The sequence below is a fragment of the Streptomyces sp. NPDC048461 genome (assembly GCF_055587105.1).
The window spans coordinates 671,093-689,041 of record NZ_JBVJGW010000001.1; the positions used below are offsets into that span (position 1 = coordinate 671,093).

Sequence of the window (17,949 nt, forward strand, 5' to 3'; positions counted from 1 at the left end):
ACACCGCGCCGGGAACTGTCCGCTCCGCCACGCGATCCGCCGGTTCTGCCGGCGAATTGAGAAGTGAGGAGCTTCGGATGAGCAACACTTTCGGACTTGCGGACGATCCCGTCGTCCAGGCGAAGAACAAGATCTCCGAAACGGGCGATGCCGTCACCACCCAGGCGCGCGAGCTGGCCGACATCCTGGCCACCGTGAGCGCCGGCTGGACCGGTGTGGGTGCCTCGGGGTTCATCAGCGCGCAGACGGTCGTCAACGAGGACCACGACCAGATCCGCCGGCTGCTGGGGATCCTGCACAACGCGGTCGCCCAGACCAAGAACCTGAGCAACGCGCAGGACGACGACGTGCGCACCGCGTTCAAGGCCGTCCAGTCCAGCGGCAACACCTCCGGCCTCAACGGCATCTGACCGTTCGGTCCGTCCCGTTCACCGAACAGCCCGCTCAGCCCGAAGGAGATGAACATGGCTGCCACCGACGGCCACACGAAGGTCCAGTACGAGAGCGTCCAGCAGATGGCCAACCGCATCCGCACGGTCTCCAAGAAGATCGTCGACGACCTGACCGCCATGGACCAGGCCCTGAAGGTCGTCACGGACACCTGGGACGGTGAGGCGCACGCCGCCTACATCCAGCTCCAGAGCAAGTACAAGGGCAAGGCCGAGCACATGAAGTCCACGCTGGAGCAGGTCGCCCAGCTCATCGAGCGCGGCAAGGACGACTACCGCTCCACGGACCAGAAGGCCTCGCGCCTGTTCACCGAGGCCTACTAGGCCCAGGCGACGTCGTCCGCACGTGCCGAAGGGGCGCGCCCGCACCGGGCGCGCCCCTTCGGCGTCGGCCGGCGCCGCACGGGACGCCGGCCGCTCACGGCCGGTGCCGCTCCAGGTCGAACTCGCCGTCCCTGGCGCCCAGGACGAACGCCTCCCACTCGGCCGCCGTGTAGCGCAGCACCGTCTCGCGGTCCAGGGAGGAACGCATCGCCACCGCGCCCTCGGGCAGCCGGGCGATCTCCACGCGCTCCTCGTCGGGGCTGGTCCCGGGCGGGCCCTCCCACGCGACGCCGCTGATGTCGAGCGCGTACAGCTCGTCCTTCTCCTGCTGGGTGCCCATGTGCGGCCCTTCCTTCGGTGGAGCGGTCTTCACCGCCGATTATCGGTGCCGCGCCGCCCTGCGGCGCGGCTTTCCCCCGATCGGGGCCTCACATCCCGGGCATCCGCCCCAGCTGCACCAGCGACGTGCCCCGCCGGCGCGTGGAGAAGTACGCGCGGCCCGGCGGCATCGGACGCGGCCGCACGTTGCCCACGAGGTCGCCCTCGGACGGGTCGCCGGACAGCACGACGCCCTGCGCGCCCAGCTCCTTGATCCGCTGCATGAACGGCTCGTACATCGAGCGCGAGGCCCCCGCCGAGTTGCGGGCGATGACGAAGCGGACGCCCGTGTCCCGGGCGAAGGGCAGGAACTCCACCAGCAGGGCCAGCGGGTTGCCCTGGCTCGTGGCCACCAGGTCGAAGTCGTCGATGATGATGAACACGTCCGGACCGGTCCACCAGCTGCGGTCCCGCAACTGCTGCGGGGTGACGTCCGGCGGCGGCTGACGGCGCGAGAAGACCCCGCCCAGTGCCTCCATGTGCATCTGCAGGGAGCTCGCCATCGGCGCGTACTCCAGCAGGTGCTCCTCCGGCAGCGCCCCGAGCAGGCTCCGCCGGTAGTCGCCCACGACCAGGCGCGCCTGGTCGGGCGTGTACCGCTCGGCGATCTGCCGGGCGATGAGCCGCAGCAGGTTCGTCTTGCCCGACTCGCTCTCGCCGAAGACCAGCAGGAACGGGTCGGACTCGAAGTCGACGAAGACCGGCTCCAGTTCGGTCTCGTCGATGCCGATCGCGATCCCGCGGCCGGGGTGCTCGCCGCCCTTGGGCAGCTGGTCGCTGTGGAGCAGGCGCGGCAGCAGCCGGACGCCCGGAGCCGCCTGACCCGCCCAGCTCCGCTTCACCACGTCCACGAAGGCGGCCGTGGCCTCCGAGAGGTCCCCGGCCTCGTGGGAGCCGTCGATCCGCGGGAGCGCGCCCAGGAAGTGCAGCTTCTCCGCCACCTGGCCGCGCCCCGGCATCCCCGCCGGGACGTTCGCCGCGACCTTGCGGTCGAACTCGGAGTCCATGACGTCGCCGAGCCGCAGCTCCAGCCGGCTGAGCATCTGGTCCTTCAGTGCGGCCCGCACCTCCATGTACCGGGCCGCGGTGATCACCACGTGGATGCCGTAGCCCAGGCCGCGGGACGCGATGTCGGTGACGACCTGCTCCAGGCCGTCGTACTCGCCGCGGAAGTTGCCCCAGCCGTCGACGACGAGGAACACGTCGCCCCACGGCTCGCCGGGCAGCTCGCCCGCCGCCCGGCGGCGCCGGTAGGTGCCGATCGAGTCGATGTTGTTCGAGCGGAAGAACTCCTCGCGGCGGTTCAGGATGCCCCCGACCTCCGCGACCGTGCGCCGCACCCGCTCGGGGTCGAGGCGGGAGGCGATGCCGCCCACGTGCGGGAGCTCCGCCACCGACGACAGGCTGCCGCCGCCGAAGTCCAGCCCGTAGAACTGCACCTCGCGGGGGGTGTGCGTCAGGGCGAAGGAGGAGATGAGCGTCCGCATCAGCGTCGACTTGCCCGACTGCGGACCGCCGACCACCATCATGTGGCCGGCCGCACCGGAGAAGTCCCGGTACAGCACCTCGCGCCGCTGCTCGAAGGGCTTGTCGATCAGGCCGAGCGGCACGACCAGCCCGCCGGGCCGCGTGTACCCCTCCGCGTGCAGCCCGCGCTCCGTGCTCGGGGCCAGCGCCGGCAGCAGCTGGTCGAGCGGCGGCGCCTGGTCGAGCGGCGGCAGCCACACCTGGTGCGCCGGCACGCCCTGCCCCTCCAGCCGGCCCACGATCACGTCCAGCACCGTGTCGGCCAGCGCGTCGTCCCCCCGGGAGGACTGCGCCGCCAGGTACGCCGGGTCCGGCGCCGCGTACACCACCGGCACCGGCGCCGCCGTGAACAGCGCGGGCCGCCGCTCCACCGGGAACAGCCCCACCGACAGGTCGGGCCCGCCCGAACGGTAGGTGCCCGACACGTACGCCGCCTTGAAGCGCGTCATCTCGTCCGTACCGAACTTCAGGTAGCCCGAACCGGGCACCGACGGCAGGTGGTAGGCGTCCGGCACGCCGATCGCGGTCCGCGACTCCGCCGCCGAGAAGGTCCGCAGACCGATCCGGTACGACAGGTACGTGTCGAGCCCGCGCAGCTTGCCCTCCTCCAGCCGCTGCGAGGCCAGCAGCAGGTGCACGCCCAGCGAGCGGCCGATCCGGCCGATCTGGATGAACATGTCGATGAAGTCCGGCTTCGCCGTCAGCAGCTCGCTGAACTCGTCGATCACCAGCACCAGCGACGCGAGCGGCTCCAGCGGCGCGCCGGCCGCGCGCGCCTTCTCGTAGTCGTGGATGTTGGCGTAGTTGCCCGCCGAGCGCAGCAGCTCCTGCCGGCGCTGGAGCTCACCGCGGATCGAGTCGCCCATGCGGTCCACGAGCGTCAGGTCGTCCGCCAGGTTGGTGATGACCGCCGCCACGTGCGGCATCTGCCCCATGCCGGTGAAGGTCGCACCGCCCTTGAAGTCGGCGAGCACGAAGTTCAGCGTCTCCGAGGTGTGCGTCACCGCCAGCCCCAGCACCAGCGTGCGCAGCAGCTCCGACTTGCCCGAACCGGTCGCGCCCACGCACAGGCCGTGCGGCCCCATGCCCTCCTGGGCGGCCTCCTTCAGGTCCAGCATCACCGGACCGCCGTCCTCGCCGACCCCGATCGGCACGCGCAGCCGCTCGCCCGCCGACCGCGGCCGCCAGGTCCGCGCCACGTCCACCGCGGCCGCGTCGCCCAGGTTCAGCAGGTCCGTGAAGTCCAGGTTCGCCAGCAGCGGCTCGTCGTCGTCCCCGCCGCCCGTGCGCAGCGGCGCCAGCTGCCGGCCGAGGGCCTCCGCCGCGGGCAGGGACAGGGTGTCCGGCACGCCCTCGTACGCCACCCCCGCGCCCGACTCCAGCCGCAGCCGCCCCGGTCGCACCACGACCGACAGTCCGCCCCGGGGCTCGTCCAGCTCGCCCGCGACCACCTCGACGATGGTGACGCCCTGCAACCCCTCGGCCGCCGCGAACACCGAGTCCGGCGGCACCGACCCGCCGTCCAGCACCAGCACCAGGTGCGGCTGGTCCAGTACGGGGGACACCTCCCGGCTGAACCGCGGCCGCCCCTCCAGCCGGGAGGCCAGCAGCCCCTCCAGCTCGCCCAGGTCGTCGCCGAACAGCCGCTTCGTACCGGCCCCGTCGACCTGCCCCGGCACCTGCGCGTGCGGCAGCCACTTCGTCCAGTCCCACGCCGCCACCGCCCCAGGCGCCGCCACCACCGCCACCATCAGGTCCTCGGGGGAGTGCAGCGTCGCCAGCTGCGCCACCAGCGCGCGCGCCGTACCCCGCGCCGAGTCCGGCTCCCCGGACACCGTCACGTGGTAGAACGCCCGGATCGACACCGCCACCGGCAGCCCGTCCAGCGAGGAGTGCACCTTCAGGAACCGCTGCATCGCTCCCGCCGTCAGCGGCTCCAGCTCGTCGACCGGCGCCGTGTCCGGCGCCACCAGCGGAGTGGACAGCCGCTGCGCGCCCAGCCCCAGCCGGGCCTGCCCGAAGTCCCGGTCGCCGACCCGCCGCTCCCACAGCCGCGAACCCTCCGCCACCACCGACCACAGCTGCTCGGGCGCCGGGTGCAGGTACAGCTGCGCGTCGCGCTGCGCCCGCGCGGTCCGCCGTACCTGACGACGCGTCTGCGACAGGTACTTGAGGTAGTCCCGGCGCACGTCCGCCATTTGCCCCTGCGTACCCCTGCGGAACCGGAGGATCTGCGCGATCACCATCGCGAGCGTCGACACCAGCATCAGGGCGCCCATGATCCTCATCATGGGCATCGCGCCCGGCATGAAGAAGAACACCGCGGACGAGCCCATGCCGAGCATCGGCAGGAGCTGCATCATCATGCCCTCCTGCTGCCCGCGCGGAAGCTCGGGCGGAGCCTCCAGCCGCAGCTCCTCCGACGGCACTTCGGCCGGCAGGGACCGTGGCGGGCGTTTGACGACGATCTGGCTCACCGGGGCATCAATCCCTTGAAAACGGACGGGACGTCGCGGCCGGCGCCCCCCAAGTCCCGGGCGTGCGGGGGGCTCCTCCGCCCGGGGTTACCTCCCGGCGGTGGCCGGGGCTGGTGATCCTACTTGCCGACACCCCGCCGTACGCCCGGTAGGGTGGCGCGCGCAGCATGCGCATCCGCGAATCGACCGCGGGCGCGGGCGCCAACCAGGGGGGTCACACAGGTGAGTACGGCCGCGACTACGGGCTTCTGCAGGGTCACCGTCGTGGCCCCCGACAGCCGGATCGACGTCGCCCTCCCCGAGGACATCGCCGTCGCCGACGTCTACCCCGAGCTGCTGCGCCTCACCGGCCAGACCCAGCCCGTCGGCGCCCCCACCGGCTTCCACCTGGTCCGCCGCTCCGGCACCGTCCTCGACGGCGCCCGCACCCTCGCCGCCCAACAGGTCCTCGACGGCGAGGTGTTGAGCCTGCGCCCCTTCGCCGAGTCCCTGCCGCCCGCCGTCTTCGACGACGTCTCCGACGCGGTGGCCTCCGCCGTCGTCCGCGACCGGCACCGCTGGAGCGACGACATGCTGCGCGGCGCGGGCCTGGCCGGCGCCGCGCTCCTGTTCACCATGCTCGGCTTCGTCCTCTGGTACGCCGACCCCGTCCGCCACGACATGCACGGCCTGGCCGGCGTCATCGCCGGCTCCACGGGCGTCCTGCTCACCGCCGTCGCCGGCGTCCGGGCCCGGGTCTACCGCGACCGCGGCTCCGCCGTCGCCCTCGGCCTCGCCGCCCTCCCGCACCTCTTGATCGCCGGCTCCGGCATCATCGCCCCCGCCGCCGGCCAGGGCCCCGGCCGCCTCCAGTTCCTGCTCGGCTGCGTCTGCGCACTGATCGCCTCCGTCGCCCTGGTCGCGCTCACCCCCAGCGGCGACGCCCCCTTCGTCGCGGCCACCTTCGTCGCCGCCACCGGAACCCTCGCCACCTTCGCGGCCATCGCCGCCGAGGCCTCCGCCACCTCCACCGCCGCCGTCTGCGCACCCGCGGCCATCGGCCTCGTCGCCTTCCTGCCCGGCCTCTCCGCCCGCTTCGCCCGGCTGCCGATCGGCTACGCCGCCCCGCAGAGCGCCGCCGAATACGTCGAGTACAGCGACACCCCGGACCGCTACGAGACCGACCCGTACGGTGACCAGGCCGGCTCCGACCCGCACGACCAGGCCGCCTCGCTGGACGCCGAGCAGATCGCCGCCCAGGCCCGCCGCGGCCACGAGATGCTGCTCGGCCTGGTCGGCGGCTGCGCCGCCGTCGCCGTCGGCGCGGCCGCCGTGCTCGGGTTCTCCGACAACACCTGGGGCCGCCTGCTCGCACTGGCCACCGGCCTGGCCATGCTGCTGCGCGCCCGCCTCTTCCGCTACACCTCCCAGGTGGTGTGCGCCCTCGCCGCGGGCCTCGCCGCCACCGCGCTGCTCATCCTGGGCCTCGCCCTGAACCCGCCGACCCTCCTCGCCGCCGACCTCACCGTCCGGACGCTCTGGCTCTCCGCCGCCGTGATCGCCGGCGCGGCCCTCCTCGCCGGAATTGCGCTGGTCATTCCCCGCAAGGGTCTGTCACCCTTCTGGGGGCGGCTCCTCGACCTCACCGAGGCCGCGGTCCTGCTCAGCCTGGTGCCGCTGACGCTCGCGGTGCTCGACGTCTACTCCCGCGTCCGGTCGCTCACCAGCTGAGACGGCGGGATGCGGCAGCCTGGTACGCTGTGTGACGGCCGTTTGTGTACGCGTCCCCCGGACCCTTCACCAGGATCTGTGGACTGCGCTCAGCGGACCCCGCCTCCCGAGTTACGGAAGCTCCCCAGAGACTCAGACCTGGGGCACTCGGTGGCAACGAAGACCTATCACGAGGAGTACGCGTGCCGCTCGACGCCGCTACGAAGAAGCAGATCATCACCGAGTTCGGTGCCAAGGAGGGCGACACCGGCTCCCCCGAGGTCCAGGTCGCGATGCTCTCGCGCCGTATCTCGGACCTGACCGAGCACCTCAAGACGCACAAGCACGACCACCACTCCCGTCGTGGTCTGCTGATCCTGGTCGGCCAGCGCCGCCGTCTGCTGCAGTACCTGGCCAAGAAGGACATCCAGCGCTTCCGCGCCCTGGTCGAGCGCCTCGGCATCCGCCGCGGTGCGGCCGGCGCCAAGTAACACGCCGTGAAGGGAGCGGTTCCCACATCCGGGGGCCGCTCCCTTTGCCGTACGTGCGCACCGGACCGGACCCTTTGTAGTCTGGACACGGACGCACGTGCACGTCCGAGGAAGACGCAGGACGTGCACAACTGAAGAGGAGGAGCGCCCTCCCTACGCCGCCGGTCCTCGGTAGTGGCACCCGGAATGCCCCCACGGGCACCGAACCGGATGCTTCGATCGAAGACCGGCCCGCACGCCAGGAGCGCTTCTCCGCAACCGTCCACCGCCACACGGGCGGCGGACGGAGACGACGAAAATGGAGAAAACGCTAGTGGAGAACGAGACCCACTACGCCGAGGCCGTCATTGACAACGGTTCCTTCGGCACCCGCACCATCCGCTTCGAGACGGGCCGTCTGGCCCGCCAGGCCGCCGGCTCCGCCGTTGCCTACCTGGACGACGACACGATGGTGCTGTCCGCCACCACCGCGTCGAAGAAGCCCAAGGACCAGCTCGACTTCTTCCCCCTCACGGTGGACGTCGAGGAGCGGCAGTACGCGGCCGGCAAGATCCCCGGCTCCTTCTTCCGTCGCGAGGGCCGGCCCTCCGAGGACGCGATCCTCACCTGCCGCCTGATCGACCGCCCGCTGCGCCCCTCCTTCAAGAAGGGCCTGCGCAACGAGATCCAGGTCGTCGCCACGATCATGGCGCTCAACCCGGACCACCTGTACGACGTCGTCGCGATCAACGCCGCGTCCGCGTCCACCCAGCTCGCGGGCCTGCCCTTCTCCGGCCCGATCGGCGGCGTCCGCGTCGCGCTGATCCGCGGCCAGTGGGTGGCCTTCCCGACGCACACCGAGCTCGAGGACGCCGTCTTCGACATGGTCGTCGCCGGTCGCACCCTCGACGACGGCGACGTCGCGATCATGATGGTCGAGGCCGAGGCCACCGAGAAGACCATCGCGCTCGTCAAGGGCGGCGCCGAGGCGCCGACCGAGGAGGTCGTGGCCGCCGGCCTCGACGCCTCGAAGCCCTTCATCAAGGCCCTCTGCAAGGCCCAGGCCGACCTGGCCGCCAAGGCCGCCAAGCCCGAGGGTGAGTTCCCGGTCTTCCTGGACTACCAGGACGACGTGTACGAGGCCCTCTCGGCAGCCGTCAAGGGCGACCTCACCCAGGCGCTGACCATCCCGGGCAAGCAGGACCGCGAGGCCGAGCTGGACCGCGTCAAGGAGATCGCCGCCGAGAAGCTCCTCCCGGCCTTCGAAGGCCGCGAGAAGGAGATCTCCGCCGCGTACCGCAGCCTGACCAAGGCCCTGGTGCGCGAGCGCGTCATCAAGGACAAGGTCCGCATCGACGGCCGCGGGATCACGGACATCCGTACCCTCGCCGCCGAGGTCGAGGCCATCCCGCGCGTGCACGGCTCGGCGCTGTTCGAGCGTGGCGAGACCCAGATCCTGGGCGTCACCACCCTCAACATGCTCCGCATGGAGCAGCAGCTGGACACCCTCTCCCCGGTGACCCGCAAGCGCTACATGCACAACTACAACTTCCCGCCGTACTCCGTCGGCGAGACCGGCCGCGTGGGCTCGCCCAAGCGCCGCGAGATCGGCCACGGCGCGCTCGCCGAGCGCGCCATCGTGCCGGTCCTCCCGACCCGCGAGGAGTTCCCCTACGCGATCCGTCAGGTGTCCGAGGCCCTCGGCTCCAACGGTTCGACGTCCATGGGCTCGGTCTGCGCCTCCACCATGTCGCTGCTGAACGCCGGTGTGCCCCTCAAGGCCCCCGTCGCCGGCATCGCCATGGGCCTGATCTCCCAGGAGATCGACGGCAAGACCCACTACGTCGCCCTCACCGACATCCTCGGTGCGGAGGACGCCTTCGGCGACATGGACTTCAAGGTCGCCGGCACCAAGGAGTTCGTCACCGCGCTCCAGCTGGACACCAAGCTCGACGGCATCCCGGCCTCGGTCCTGGCCGCCGCCCTCAAGCAGGCCCGCGACGCCCGCCTCCACATCCTCGACGTGATGATGGAAGCGATCGACACGCCGGACGCGATGTCCCCCTTCGCCCCGCGGATCATCACGGTCAAGATCCCGGTCGACAAGATCGGCGAGGTCATCGGGCCCAAGGGCAAGATGATCAACCAGATCCAGGAGGACACCGGCGCCGAGATCACGATCGAGGACGACGGCACCATCTACATCGGTGCCTCCGACGGCCCGGCCGCCGAGGCCGCCCGCGCCACGATCAACGCGATCGCCAACCCGACCATGCCGGAGGTCGGCGAGCGCTACCTGGGTACGGTCGTCAAGACCACCACCTTCGGTGCCTTCGTCTCCCTGATGCCCGGCAAGGACGGCCTGCTGCACATCTCGCAGATCCGCAAGCTCGCCGGTGGCAAGCGCGTGGAGAACGTCGAGGACGTGCTCGCGGTCGGCACCAAGGTCCAGGTCGAGATCGCCGAGATCGACTCGCGCGGCAAGCTCTCCCTGATCCCCGTGATCGACGGCGAGGCCGCCGGTGACGACGCTGACAAGGACGACTCCGACAAGTGATGTCGCGTAGTTCCCGTGTGACGGCCCGCCCCTCTTCGGAGGGGCGGGCCGTCGCCCGTACCCAAACCCTGCTCAAGGGGAGCAACGGCATCGGCACCGTCCGGCGCACCGTGCTCCCCGGCGGACTGCGCATCGTCACCGAGACGCTGCCCTCCGTCCGCTCCGCCACCTTCGGCATCTGGGCCAACGTCGGCTCCCGTGACGAGACGCCGACGCTGAACGGCGCCACGCACTACCTGGAGCACCTCCTCTTCAAGGGCACCGAGAAGCGCAGCGCCCTGGACATCTCCGCCGCGATCGACGCGGTCGGCGGCGAGATGAACGCCTTCACGGCGAAGGAGTACACCTGCTACTACGCGCGGGTGCTCGACACGGACCTGCCGCTCGCCGTCGACGTCGTCTGCGACATGCTGACCGGCTCGCTGATCCGCGAGGAGGACGTCGTCGCAGAACGCGGCGTCATCCTCGAAGAGATCGCGATGACCGAGGACGACCCGGGCGACGTGGTCCACGACCTGTTCGCGCAGACGATGTACGGCGACACCCCGTTGGGCCGCCCCGTCCTCGGCACCGTCGACACCATCAACGCGCTGGGCGCCGACCGGATCCGCCGCTTCTACAAGAAGCACTATGACCCGACGCACCTCGTCGTCGCGGCCGCCGGGAACGTCGACCACAACAAGCTCGTGCGCCAGGTCCGCGCGGCCTTCGAGAAGGCCGGCGCCCTCGGCCGCACCGACGCCGAGCCCATCGGCCCCCGCACCGGCACGCGGCGCATCCGCACCGCCGGCCGGGTGGAGCACGTCAACCGCAAGACCGAGCAGGCCCACGTCGTCCTCGGCATGCCGGGCCTCGCCCGCACCGACGAGCGCCGCTGGGCCCTGGGCGTACTGAACACCGCCCTCGGCGGCGGCATGTCCTCCCGCCTCTTCCAGGAGGTCAGGGAGAAGCGCGGCCTCGCCTACAGCGTGTACTCGTACACCTCGGGCTTCGCCGACACCGGCCTCTTCGGCGTGTACGCGGGCTGCCGTCCCGGCCAGGTCCACGACGTCCTGCGGATCTGCCGCGACGAGCTCGACAAGGTCGCCGCGGACGGGCTCAGCGACGACGAGGTCAGGCGGGCCATCGGCCAGCTCTCCGGCTCCACCGTCCTCGGCCTGGAGGACACCGGCGCGATCATGAACCGCATCGGCAAGAGCGAGCTGTGCTGGGGCGACCAGATGTCGGTCGACGACATGCTGGCCCGGATCGCCGCCGTGACCCCGGACGACGTCCGCTCCGTCGCACGGGACGTGCTGACCCAGCGCCCCTCGCTCGCGGTGATCGGCCCGCTGAAGGAGAAGCAGGCCGCCCGTCTCGACGAAGCGGTCGCCTAGTTCCGTACGCACACACCCCTGTGCCGACCTGTGAAGGACCCAAGATGAGCAAGCTGCGCGTGGCCGTCCTCGGCGCCCGGGGCCGTATCGGCGCCGAGGCGGTCAAGGCGGTCGAGGCCGCCGACGACATGGAGCTGGTGGCCGCACTCGGCCGCGGCGACAAGCTGGAGGCGCTGGCCGAGGCCGGCGCCCAGGTCGCCGTGGAACTGACCACCCCGGACTCGGTCATGGAGAACCTGGAGTTCCTCGTCCGCCACGGCATCCACGGCGTGGTCGGCACCACCGGCTGGACCGAGGACCGCCTCGCCCGGCTGAACGGCTGGCTCGCCGCCTCGCCGGAGACCGGGGTGCTCATCGCCCCGAACTTCTCCATCGGCGCCGTCCTCACCATGAAGTTCGCCGCGCAGGCGGCGCGCTACTTCGAGTCCGTCGAGGTCGTCGAGCTGCACCACCCGAACAAGGTCGACGCCCCCTCCGGCACGGCCACCCGCACGGCGCAGCTCATCGCCGCCGCCCGCGCCGAGGCCGGCCTCGGCGCGCAGCCCGACGCCACGGCCACGGCGCTCGACGGCGCCCGCGGCGCCGACGTGGACGGGGTTCCGGTGCACGCCATCCGCCTGCGCGGCCTGCTGGCCCACCAGGAGGTGCTCCTCGGCGGCGAGGGCGAGACGCTGACCATCCGCCACGACTCGCTGCACCACAGCAGCTTCATGCCGGGCATCCTGCTCGGCGCACGCCGCGTCACGGCGGCCCCGGGCCTCACCTTCGGCCTGGAACACTTCCTCGACCTGGGCTGACGGCACCACTATGCGCGCGAAGATCACGTACTTCCTCACGGCCGCCGTCCTGGTGGTCTACTTCGTCCTGGCCGGCGGCCGGGGCCTGATGCTGATCCGGCACGGCACCTGGCTCACCGTCACGTTCGGGGTGGCCGTGCTGATCCTGCCGGTCATCGGCGTGTGGTTCCTCTGGAAGAACACGCAGTTCGTCACCCGGGCCAACCAGCTCGCGACCGAGCTGGAGGCCGAGGGCGGCCTGCCCGTGGACGAGCTGGAGCGGGACGGGTACGGGCGGATCCTGCGGGATTCCGCCGACGAGGTCTTCGCGCGCCGCAAGGCCGAGACCGAGGACCGGCCGGGGGACTGGCGCAGCTGGTTCCGCCTGGCCGTCGCCTACCACGACGCCCGCGACACCCCGCGGGCCCGCAAGGCCATGCAGCGGGCGATCGCCCTGCACGGCGGAAGGCCCGTACAGGGCTGATCCCCGTACGGGCCTTCGGTACGGCCGCCGCGACCGGCGCGGCTCAGGCGGGCACGGGCCGGTACTCGTCGGCCCACGCCCCGAGCGTGTCGGCGGCCCGGTCGAAGGCCTCCGCCCGGGAGAGGAAGTCGGCGTTGTGGTCGGTCAGCAGCACCGGCAGCTCCGCACCCGCACGCCCGGCCACCGTCAGGGCCTGGCCCTGCACGGTCCGCGGCAGCCCCAGCCAGCGCACCGGCTGCTGCACCGTACGGAACTCGACGACCTCGCTCCACGCGATCGTGCGGGTCCCGAGGAACCCGACGCGGCGCAGCCCCGTACGGCTCACCCACACGCCCGTGCGCAGCAGCCGCAGCGCCGAGCCGACCACGCAGAGCGCGGCGGCCAGGCAGAGCGTCGCCCCGCCCCAGGTGCCGGCGAAGGCGACGATCATCGTGGCCAGCAGCATGAAGGCGGAGAGCAGGAGCAGCAGCGCGGCGATGGCCACCCGCCAGGGACCGGGCCGGTACGGCCGCCGCCAGCGGTCGTGGTCGGCGTGGGGGAGTACGTCGTCGCTCTCCTCGTCCGCGTCGAACACGCCGTCGGCCGTCAGGAAGGGCAGGGGCACGGCTGTACCTCACTCACATGCACGTTCGGTTGGGCTGTGCCCGTGAGGCTACCGCCCCTCGGACGCCTCCGACTGCTGCGACTTCTCCGGTGCCTTGCTCGGCTGCAGTGCGGGCATGCCGAAGAGCAGCGAGCCGGCGAGCCCCGCCACCACGGTCAGTCCGACCAGACTACGGGCGGCCATCTGGGTCTTGCTCAGACTCTCGCGCGGCGGCGGAGTGACATTGCTGCGGAATCGGTCGGCCTCGGCGACGAAGGCGAACGGGACGGGTTCGCGCCGGCGGAACATGGGAGCGACTCTCCTCGCTATCGGGCCCCGTGACGGGGCGGCGGGTGGATGCGCGTACTACCCGTTAAGACGTACGGGGTGCCCGATCGGTGCCGGAATCCGGCACATTAACCAAACTTTATGGCGCCGCGTCAGCTCGTCCGGGCGCCCGTCGGCCCGCGTGCGCGTGCGCGGCGCGCCGCGGTCGGCGACGTAGAGTGGGCGCGCCCCAGGACGCACGTTTGGAAGGACCCCGGTGAGCGACACCGCCGCTTCAGATCTGAAACCCAGCTTCCGCAGCGATGTGACGGTGGAGCTGGTGAAGCACTCCGCCGCCGACTCCGACGTGCTGTGGGCCGCCCGGGTCTCCACGGCCGGCGAGCAGTCCCTGGAGGAACTGCAGAAGGACCCGGAGCGCTCCAAGGGCCTGATCAACTACCTGATGCGCGACCGCCACGGCAGCCCCTTCGAGCACAACTCGATGACCTTCTTCATCAGCGCCCCGATCTTCGTGTTCCGCGAGTTCATGCGCCACCGCGTGGGCTGGTCCTACAACGAGGAGTCGGGCCGCTACAGGAACCTCGAACCGGTCTTCTACGTCCCGGACGCCGAGCGCAAGCTCGTCCAGGAGGGCCGCCCCGGCAAGTACGTCTTCGTCGAGGGCACCGAAGCGCAGCAGGAGCTCACCGGCCGCGTCATGGAGGACTCCTACCTGCAGGCCTACCAGGCCTACCAGGAGATGCTCGACGCGGGCGTGGCCCGGGAGGTTGCCCGTTCGGTCCTGCCGGTCGGTCTTTTCTCCTCGATGTACGCCACGTGCAACGCGCGCTCGCTGATGCACTTCCTCGGACTCCGTACGCAGCACGAGCTGGCGGCCGTGCCGTCCTTCCCGCAGCGGGAGATCGAGATGGTCGGCGAGAAGATGGAGCAGCACTGGGCGAAGCTCATGCCGCTCACGTACTCGGCCTTCAACGGCAACGGACGCGTTGCCCCGTAAGGGCCGGTACACCCGCGGCGTACACATGTACGGACTCAAGTCCCAAGTGTCCGTATTGCGGCGTTTCGGAAAGTTCATCTAGGCTGATCAAACGGACCCGGCACTGCTTGAACCCCCGAGCAGGCAGTGCCGGTGTCCAACACCCCGTTGACGTCCCCCGAGGGGACACCGCGAGCATGGCAGCGAGTAGCGTGTTACCCATGGCTCCGATCTCGACTCCGCAGACCCCCTTCGGGCGGGTCCTCACCGCCATGATCTCGCCGTTCACGGCGGATGGCGCACTCGACCTCGACGGCGCGCAGCAGCTCGCCGTCCACCTGGTCGACGCAGGCAACGACGGCCTGATCGTCAACGGCACCACCGGTGAGTCGCCGACCACCACCGACGCGGAGAAAAACGACCTCGTACGAGCCGTCCTCGAAGCCGTCGGAGACCGCGCCCACGTGGTCGCCGGCATCGGTACGAACGACACCCGGCACACCCTGGAGCTGGCCCGCGAGGCCGAGCGCACGGGCGCCCACGGCCTCCTCGCCGTCACCCCGTACTACAGCAAGCCGCCGCAGGAGGGCCTCTACCGGCACTTCACGGCGATCGCCGACGCGACCGAGCTGCCGGTCATGCTCTACGACATCCCCGGCCGCAGCGGTGTCCCCATCGACACCGAAACCCTGGTCCGGCTCGGCGAGCACCCGCGCATCGTGGCCAACAAGGACGCCAAGGGCGACCTGGGCCTCGCCGGCTGGGCCATCGCGCGCAGCGGCCTGGCCTGGTACTCGGGCGACGACATGCTGAACCTCCCCCTCCTGTCCATCGGCGGGGTCGGCTTCGTGTCCGTGGTCAGCCACGTGGTCACCCCCGAGCTGCGCGCCATGCTGGAGGCGCACCTGGGCGGAGACGTCCAGAAGGCCGCCGAGATCCACCAGAAGCTGCTCCCGGTCTTCACCGGCATGTTCCGCACCCAGGGCGTGATGACCACCAAGGCCGCGCTGGGCCTGCAGGGCCTGCCCGCCGGTCCGCTGCGCCTCCCGCTGGTCGAGCTGAGCGCCGAAGAGACGGCACGGCTCAAGCTCGACCTCGCCGCCGGCGGGGTACAGCTCTGACAACGGACTTCACAACTGAATAAGCACGACCCCACCAGACAACAGCAAGTGCACGAATGACATGCGCGCCACGTGCCTTCCGAGGTACGTGGCGCGTGTGGTGAGGAGAGACTTTTGAGCCATCCGCATCCTGAACTCGGTCTGCCGCCGAAGCTCCCCAAGGGCGCCCTCCGGGTCACCCCCCTGGGCGGGCTCGGCGAGATCGGTCGCAACATGACCGTCTTCGAGTTCGACGGCCGTCTGCTGATCGTCGACTGCGGCGTCCTCTTCCCCGAGGAGGAGCAGCCCGGCATCGACCTGATCCTTCCGGACTTCTCGTCCATCAGGGACCGCCTCGACGACATCGAGGGCATCGTGCTCACGCACGGGCACGAGGACCACATCGGCGCCGTCCCCTTCCTCCTCCGGGAGAAGCCGGACATCCCGCTGATCGGCTCCAAGCTGACGCTGGCCCTCATCGAGGCGAAGCTCCAGGAGCACCGCATCCGCCCCTACACCCTCGAGGTGAAGGAGGGCGAGCGCGAGAACCTCGGTCCCTTCGACTGCGAGTTCATCGCCGTCAACCACTCCATCCCGGACGCCCTGGCGGTCGCGATCCGCACCCCCGCGGGCCTGGTCGTCGCCACCGGCGACTTCAAGATGGACCAGCTCCCGCTGGACAACCGCCTCACCGACCTGCACGCGTTCGCGCGCCTGAGCGAAGAGGGCATCGACCTCCTCCTCTCGGACTCCACGAACGCCGAGGTCCCGGGCTTCGTCCCGCCCGAGCGCGAGATCTCGAACGTCCTGCGCACGGTCTTCGCGAACGCCCACAGCCGGATCATCGTGGCCAGCTTCGCCAGCCACGTGCACCGCATCCAGCAGATCCTGGACGCCGCCCACGAGTACGGCCGCAGGGTCGCCTTCGTCGGCCGCTCGATGGTCCGCAACATGGGCATCGCGCGCGACCTCGGCTACCTCAAGGTCCCGCCGGGCCTCGTCGTGGACGTCAAGACCCTCGACGACCTGCCGGCCCACGAGGTCGTCCTGGTCTGCACCGGGTCCCAGGGCGAGCCGATGGCGGCCCTGTCCCGCATGGCCAACCGCGACCACCAGATCCGGATCGTCCCGGGCGACACCGTGATCCTGGCGTCGTCCCTGATCCCGGGCAACGAGAACGCGGTCTACCGCGTGATCAACGGCCTGACCCGCTGGGGCGCCAACGTCGTGCACAAGGGCAACGCCAAGGTGCACGTCTCCGGCCACGCCTCCGCCGGCGAGCTGCTGTACTTCTACAACATCTGCAAGCCGCGGAACCTGATGCCCGTCCACGGCGAATGGCGCCACCTGCGTGCCAACGCCGAGCTCGGCGCCCTGACGGGCGTCCCGAAGGACCGCATCGTCATCGCGGAGGACGGCGTCGTCGTCGACCTCATCGACGGCAAGGCCCGCATCTCGGGCAAGGTCCAGGCCGGCTACGTGTACGTGGACGGCCTCTCGGTCGGCGACGTCACCGAGGCCTCCCTCAAGGACCGCCGGATCCTCGGCGACGAGGGCATCATCTCGGTGTACGTGGTGGTGGACAGCACCACGGGCAAGGTCGTCAGCGGCCCGAACATCCAGGCCCGCGGCTCCGGCATCGACGACGCGGCCTTCGGCCCGGTCGTCGCGAAGATCGAGGAGGCGATCGCCCGCGCCGCCTCCGACGGCGTGGCGGAGCCCCACCAGATCCAGCAGCTCATCCGCCGCACCATGGGCAAGTGGGTGTCGGACAGCTACCGTCGCCGGCCGATGATCCTCCCGGTCGTCGTCGAGGTCTGACCTCCGCCGTAGCGACCGCACGGGAGCGGGGCAACCGGATTTGCATCGGGGGGCCCCGCTCCAGTACGTTTACGTCTCCACCTCGCACGGCACGCGGGCACAGACATGTGCCCCCAACGCCCGCGGGCGGGTGGGATCAACTACTCGGGGAGACCTGATAAAGTCTGGTCCACCCGAAAGGGAAAGGCCCTCCGAAGGCCATCGGAATTCAAATCCAGTCGACTGTGACACGGAAATGAATCTGATAGAGTCGGAATCGCCGGAAAGGGAAACGCGAAAGCGAATACCTGGAAAGCGAATCCCGTTTCGACCGGGAATCGGACACGAAAGAGTCTGATAGAGTCGGAAACGCAAGAACAGAACGAAAGCCCGGAGGAAAGCCCGAGAGGGTGAGTACAAAGGAAGCGTCCGTTCCTTGAGAACTCAACAGCGTGCCAAAAATCAACGCCAGAAGTTGATACCCCGTCCATTTCGGTGGATGAGGTTCCTTTGAAAAAGTCCTGTGAGGTCCCGGTTTCCGGGGTGCTTGCAGGCAATTACACAGCGAGGACGTTGTGGACGATCGGTCTTATTCCGACTTGATTGTCCCGCTCTAAGTGTGTGTGCACCCGATTACGGGTAAACATTCATGGAGAGTTTGATCCTGGCTCAGGACGAACGCTGGCGGCGTGCTT

At 70.5% G+C, this 17,949-nt stretch carries 15 protein-coding genes; 11 read left to right on the forward strand and 4 right to left on the reverse strand.

The features are described from left to right. The first annotated feature begins 77 nt into the window (after positions 1 to 77). Together ACZ6S8_RS02950 and ACZ6S8_RS02955 are read left to right on the forward strand one after the other, a co-directional pair. Positions 78 to 410 carry a hypothetical protein gene (locus ACZ6S8_RS02950; RefSeq protein ID WP_469451812.1) on the forward strand — a complete coding sequence of 111 codons (333 nt, stop codon included), beginning with the start codon at positions 78 to 80 and terminating at the stop codon, positions 408 to 410. Between the two features lie 54 nt (positions 411 to 464). Next, positions 465 to 773, forward strand: a complete 309-nt coding sequence (locus ACZ6S8_RS02955) for a WXG100 family type VII secretion target (protein WP_469451814.1) — start codon at positions 465 to 467, stop codon at positions 771 to 773. A 94-nt stretch (positions 774 to 867) separates the two neighbouring features. Here ACZ6S8_RS02955 and ACZ6S8_RS02960 read toward each other — a convergent pair whose 3' ends face one another. Beyond that, positions 868 to 1,113 (reverse strand): DUF397 domain-containing protein, encoded by a 246-nt coding sequence (locus ACZ6S8_RS02960; protein WP_351270224.1) that lies wholly within the window; start codon positions 1,111 to 1,113, stop codon positions 868 to 870. An 88-nt stretch (positions 1,114 to 1,201) separates the two neighbouring features. Next, positions 1,202 to 5,155, reverse strand: a complete 3,954-nt coding sequence (eccCa, locus tag ACZ6S8_RS02965) for a type VII secretion protein EccCa (RefSeq protein ID WP_469451817.1) — start codon at positions 5,153 to 5,155, stop codon at positions 1,202 to 1,204. Positions 5,156 to 5,377: 222 nt separating this feature from the next. On the opposite strand from eccCa, the gene eccD reads away from it, so the two are divergent. The 6 genes from eccD (at position 5,378) to ACZ6S8_RS02995 (ending at position 12,507) form a co-directional block, all read left to right on the forward strand. Continuing rightward, on the forward strand, positions 5,378 to 6,865 hold the full coding sequence (gene eccD / locus ACZ6S8_RS02970; protein WP_469451819.1) for a type VII secretion integral membrane protein EccD: 1,488 nt from the start codon (positions 5,378 to 5,380) through the stop codon (positions 6,863 to 6,865). Positions 6,866 to 7,047: 182 nt separating this feature from the next. Further along, the gene (rpsO, locus tag ACZ6S8_RS02975) at positions 7,048 to 7,335 is read left to right on the forward strand and encodes a 30S ribosomal protein S15 (RefSeq protein WP_030718724.1); all 288 of its coding nucleotides are present in this window, start codon (positions 7,048 to 7,050) and stop codon (positions 7,333 to 7,335) included. Positions 7,336 to 7,648: 313 nt separating this feature from the next. Next, positions 7,649 to 9,871, forward strand: a complete 2,223-nt coding sequence (locus ACZ6S8_RS02980; RefSeq protein ID WP_469451907.1) for a polyribonucleotide nucleotidyltransferase — start codon at positions 7,649 to 7,651, stop codon at positions 9,869 to 9,871. Further along, positions 9,868 to 11,247 carry a M16 family metallopeptidase gene (locus ACZ6S8_RS02985; protein WP_469451821.1) on the forward strand — a complete coding sequence of 460 codons (1,380 nt, stop codon included), beginning with the start codon at positions 9,868 to 9,870 and terminating at the stop codon, positions 11,245 to 11,247. Before ACZ6S8_RS02980 ends, ACZ6S8_RS02985 begins: the two co-directional genes overlap by 4 nt. Positions 11,248 to 11,291: 44 nt before the next feature. Beyond that, on the forward strand, positions 11,292 to 12,044 hold the full coding sequence (gene dapB / locus ACZ6S8_RS02990) for a 4-hydroxy-tetrahydrodipicolinate reductase (protein ID WP_469451823.1): 753 nt from the start codon (positions 11,292 to 11,294) through the stop codon (positions 12,042 to 12,044). A gap of 10 nt (positions 12,045 to 12,054) precedes the next feature. Then, positions 12,055 to 12,507: a tetratricopeptide repeat protein gene (locus ACZ6S8_RS02995; protein ID WP_383919127.1), complete on the forward strand. Its 453-nt coding sequence runs from the start codon at positions 12,055 to 12,057 to the stop codon at positions 12,505 to 12,507. A gap of 43 nt (positions 12,508 to 12,550) precedes the next feature. On the opposite strand, the gene ACZ6S8_RS03000 is transcribed toward ACZ6S8_RS02995, so the two are convergent. Together ACZ6S8_RS03000 and ACZ6S8_RS03005 are read right to left on the reverse strand one after the other, a co-directional pair. After that, entirely contained in the window at positions 12,551 to 13,111 is a 561-nt protein-coding gene (locus ACZ6S8_RS03000; protein WP_469451825.1) for a PH domain-containing protein, read from the reverse strand. A gap of 48 nt (positions 13,112 to 13,159) precedes the next feature. Continuing rightward, positions 13,160 to 13,399 carry a hypothetical protein gene (locus ACZ6S8_RS03005; protein ID WP_351270243.1) on the reverse strand — a complete coding sequence of 80 codons (240 nt, stop codon included), beginning with the start codon at positions 13,397 to 13,399 and terminating at the stop codon, positions 13,160 to 13,162. Between the two features lie 235 nt (positions 13,400 to 13,634). Between ACZ6S8_RS03005 and thyX the strand changes: the two genes are divergently transcribed. The 3 genes from thyX (at position 13,635) to ACZ6S8_RS03020 (ending at position 17,275) form a co-directional block, all read left to right on the forward strand. Continuing rightward, the gene (gene thyX / locus ACZ6S8_RS03010) at positions 13,635 to 14,375 is read left to right on the forward strand and encodes an FAD-dependent thymidylate synthase (protein ID WP_469451827.1); all 741 of its coding nucleotides are present in this window, start codon (positions 13,635 to 13,637) and stop codon (positions 14,373 to 14,375) included. Between the two features lie 200 nt (positions 14,376 to 14,575). After that, positions 14,576 to 15,475, forward strand: coding sequence for a 4-hydroxy-tetrahydrodipicolinate synthase (dapA, locus tag ACZ6S8_RS03015; RefSeq protein ID WP_469451828.1), 900 nt, complete (start codon positions 14,576 to 14,578; stop codon positions 15,473 to 15,475). 114 nt (positions 15,476 to 15,589) lie between these two features. Continuing rightward, positions 15,590 to 17,275: a ribonuclease J gene (locus ACZ6S8_RS03020; RefSeq protein WP_469451830.1), complete on the forward strand. Its 1,686-nt coding sequence runs from the start codon at positions 15,590 to 15,592 to the stop codon at positions 17,273 to 17,275. Positions 17,276 to 17,949 lie beyond the last annotated feature (674 nt).

Excerpts from the sequence above, each read along its gene's own strand:
- ACZ6S8_RS02950 (WP_469451812.1), top strand. The coding sequence starts at position 78 with ATGAGCAACACTTTCGGACTTGCGGACGATCCCGTCGTCCAGGCGAAG.
- ACZ6S8_RS02955 (WP_469451814.1), top strand. The coding sequence starts at position 465 with ATGGCTGCCACCGACGGCCACACGAAGGTCCAGTACGAGAGCGTCCAG.
- ACZ6S8_RS02960 (WP_351270224.1), bottom strand. The coding sequence starts at position 1,113 with ATGGGCACCCAGCAGGAGAAGGACGAGCTGTACGCGCTCGACATCAGC.
- dapB (WP_469451823.1), top strand. The coding sequence starts at position 11,292 with ATGAGCAAGCTGCGCGTGGCCGTCCTCGGCGCCCGGGGCCGTATCGGC.
- ACZ6S8_RS02995 (WP_383919127.1), top strand. The coding sequence starts at position 12,055 with ATGCGCGCGAAGATCACGTACTTCCTCACGGCCGCCGTCCTGGTGGTC.
- ACZ6S8_RS03005 (WP_351270243.1), bottom strand. The coding sequence starts at position 13,399 with ATGTTCCGCCGGCGCGAACCCGTCCCGTTCGCCTTCGTCGCCGAGGCC.
- dapA (WP_469451828.1), top strand. The coding sequence starts at position 14,576 with ATGGCTCCGATCTCGACTCCGCAGACCCCCTTCGGGCGGGTCCTCACC.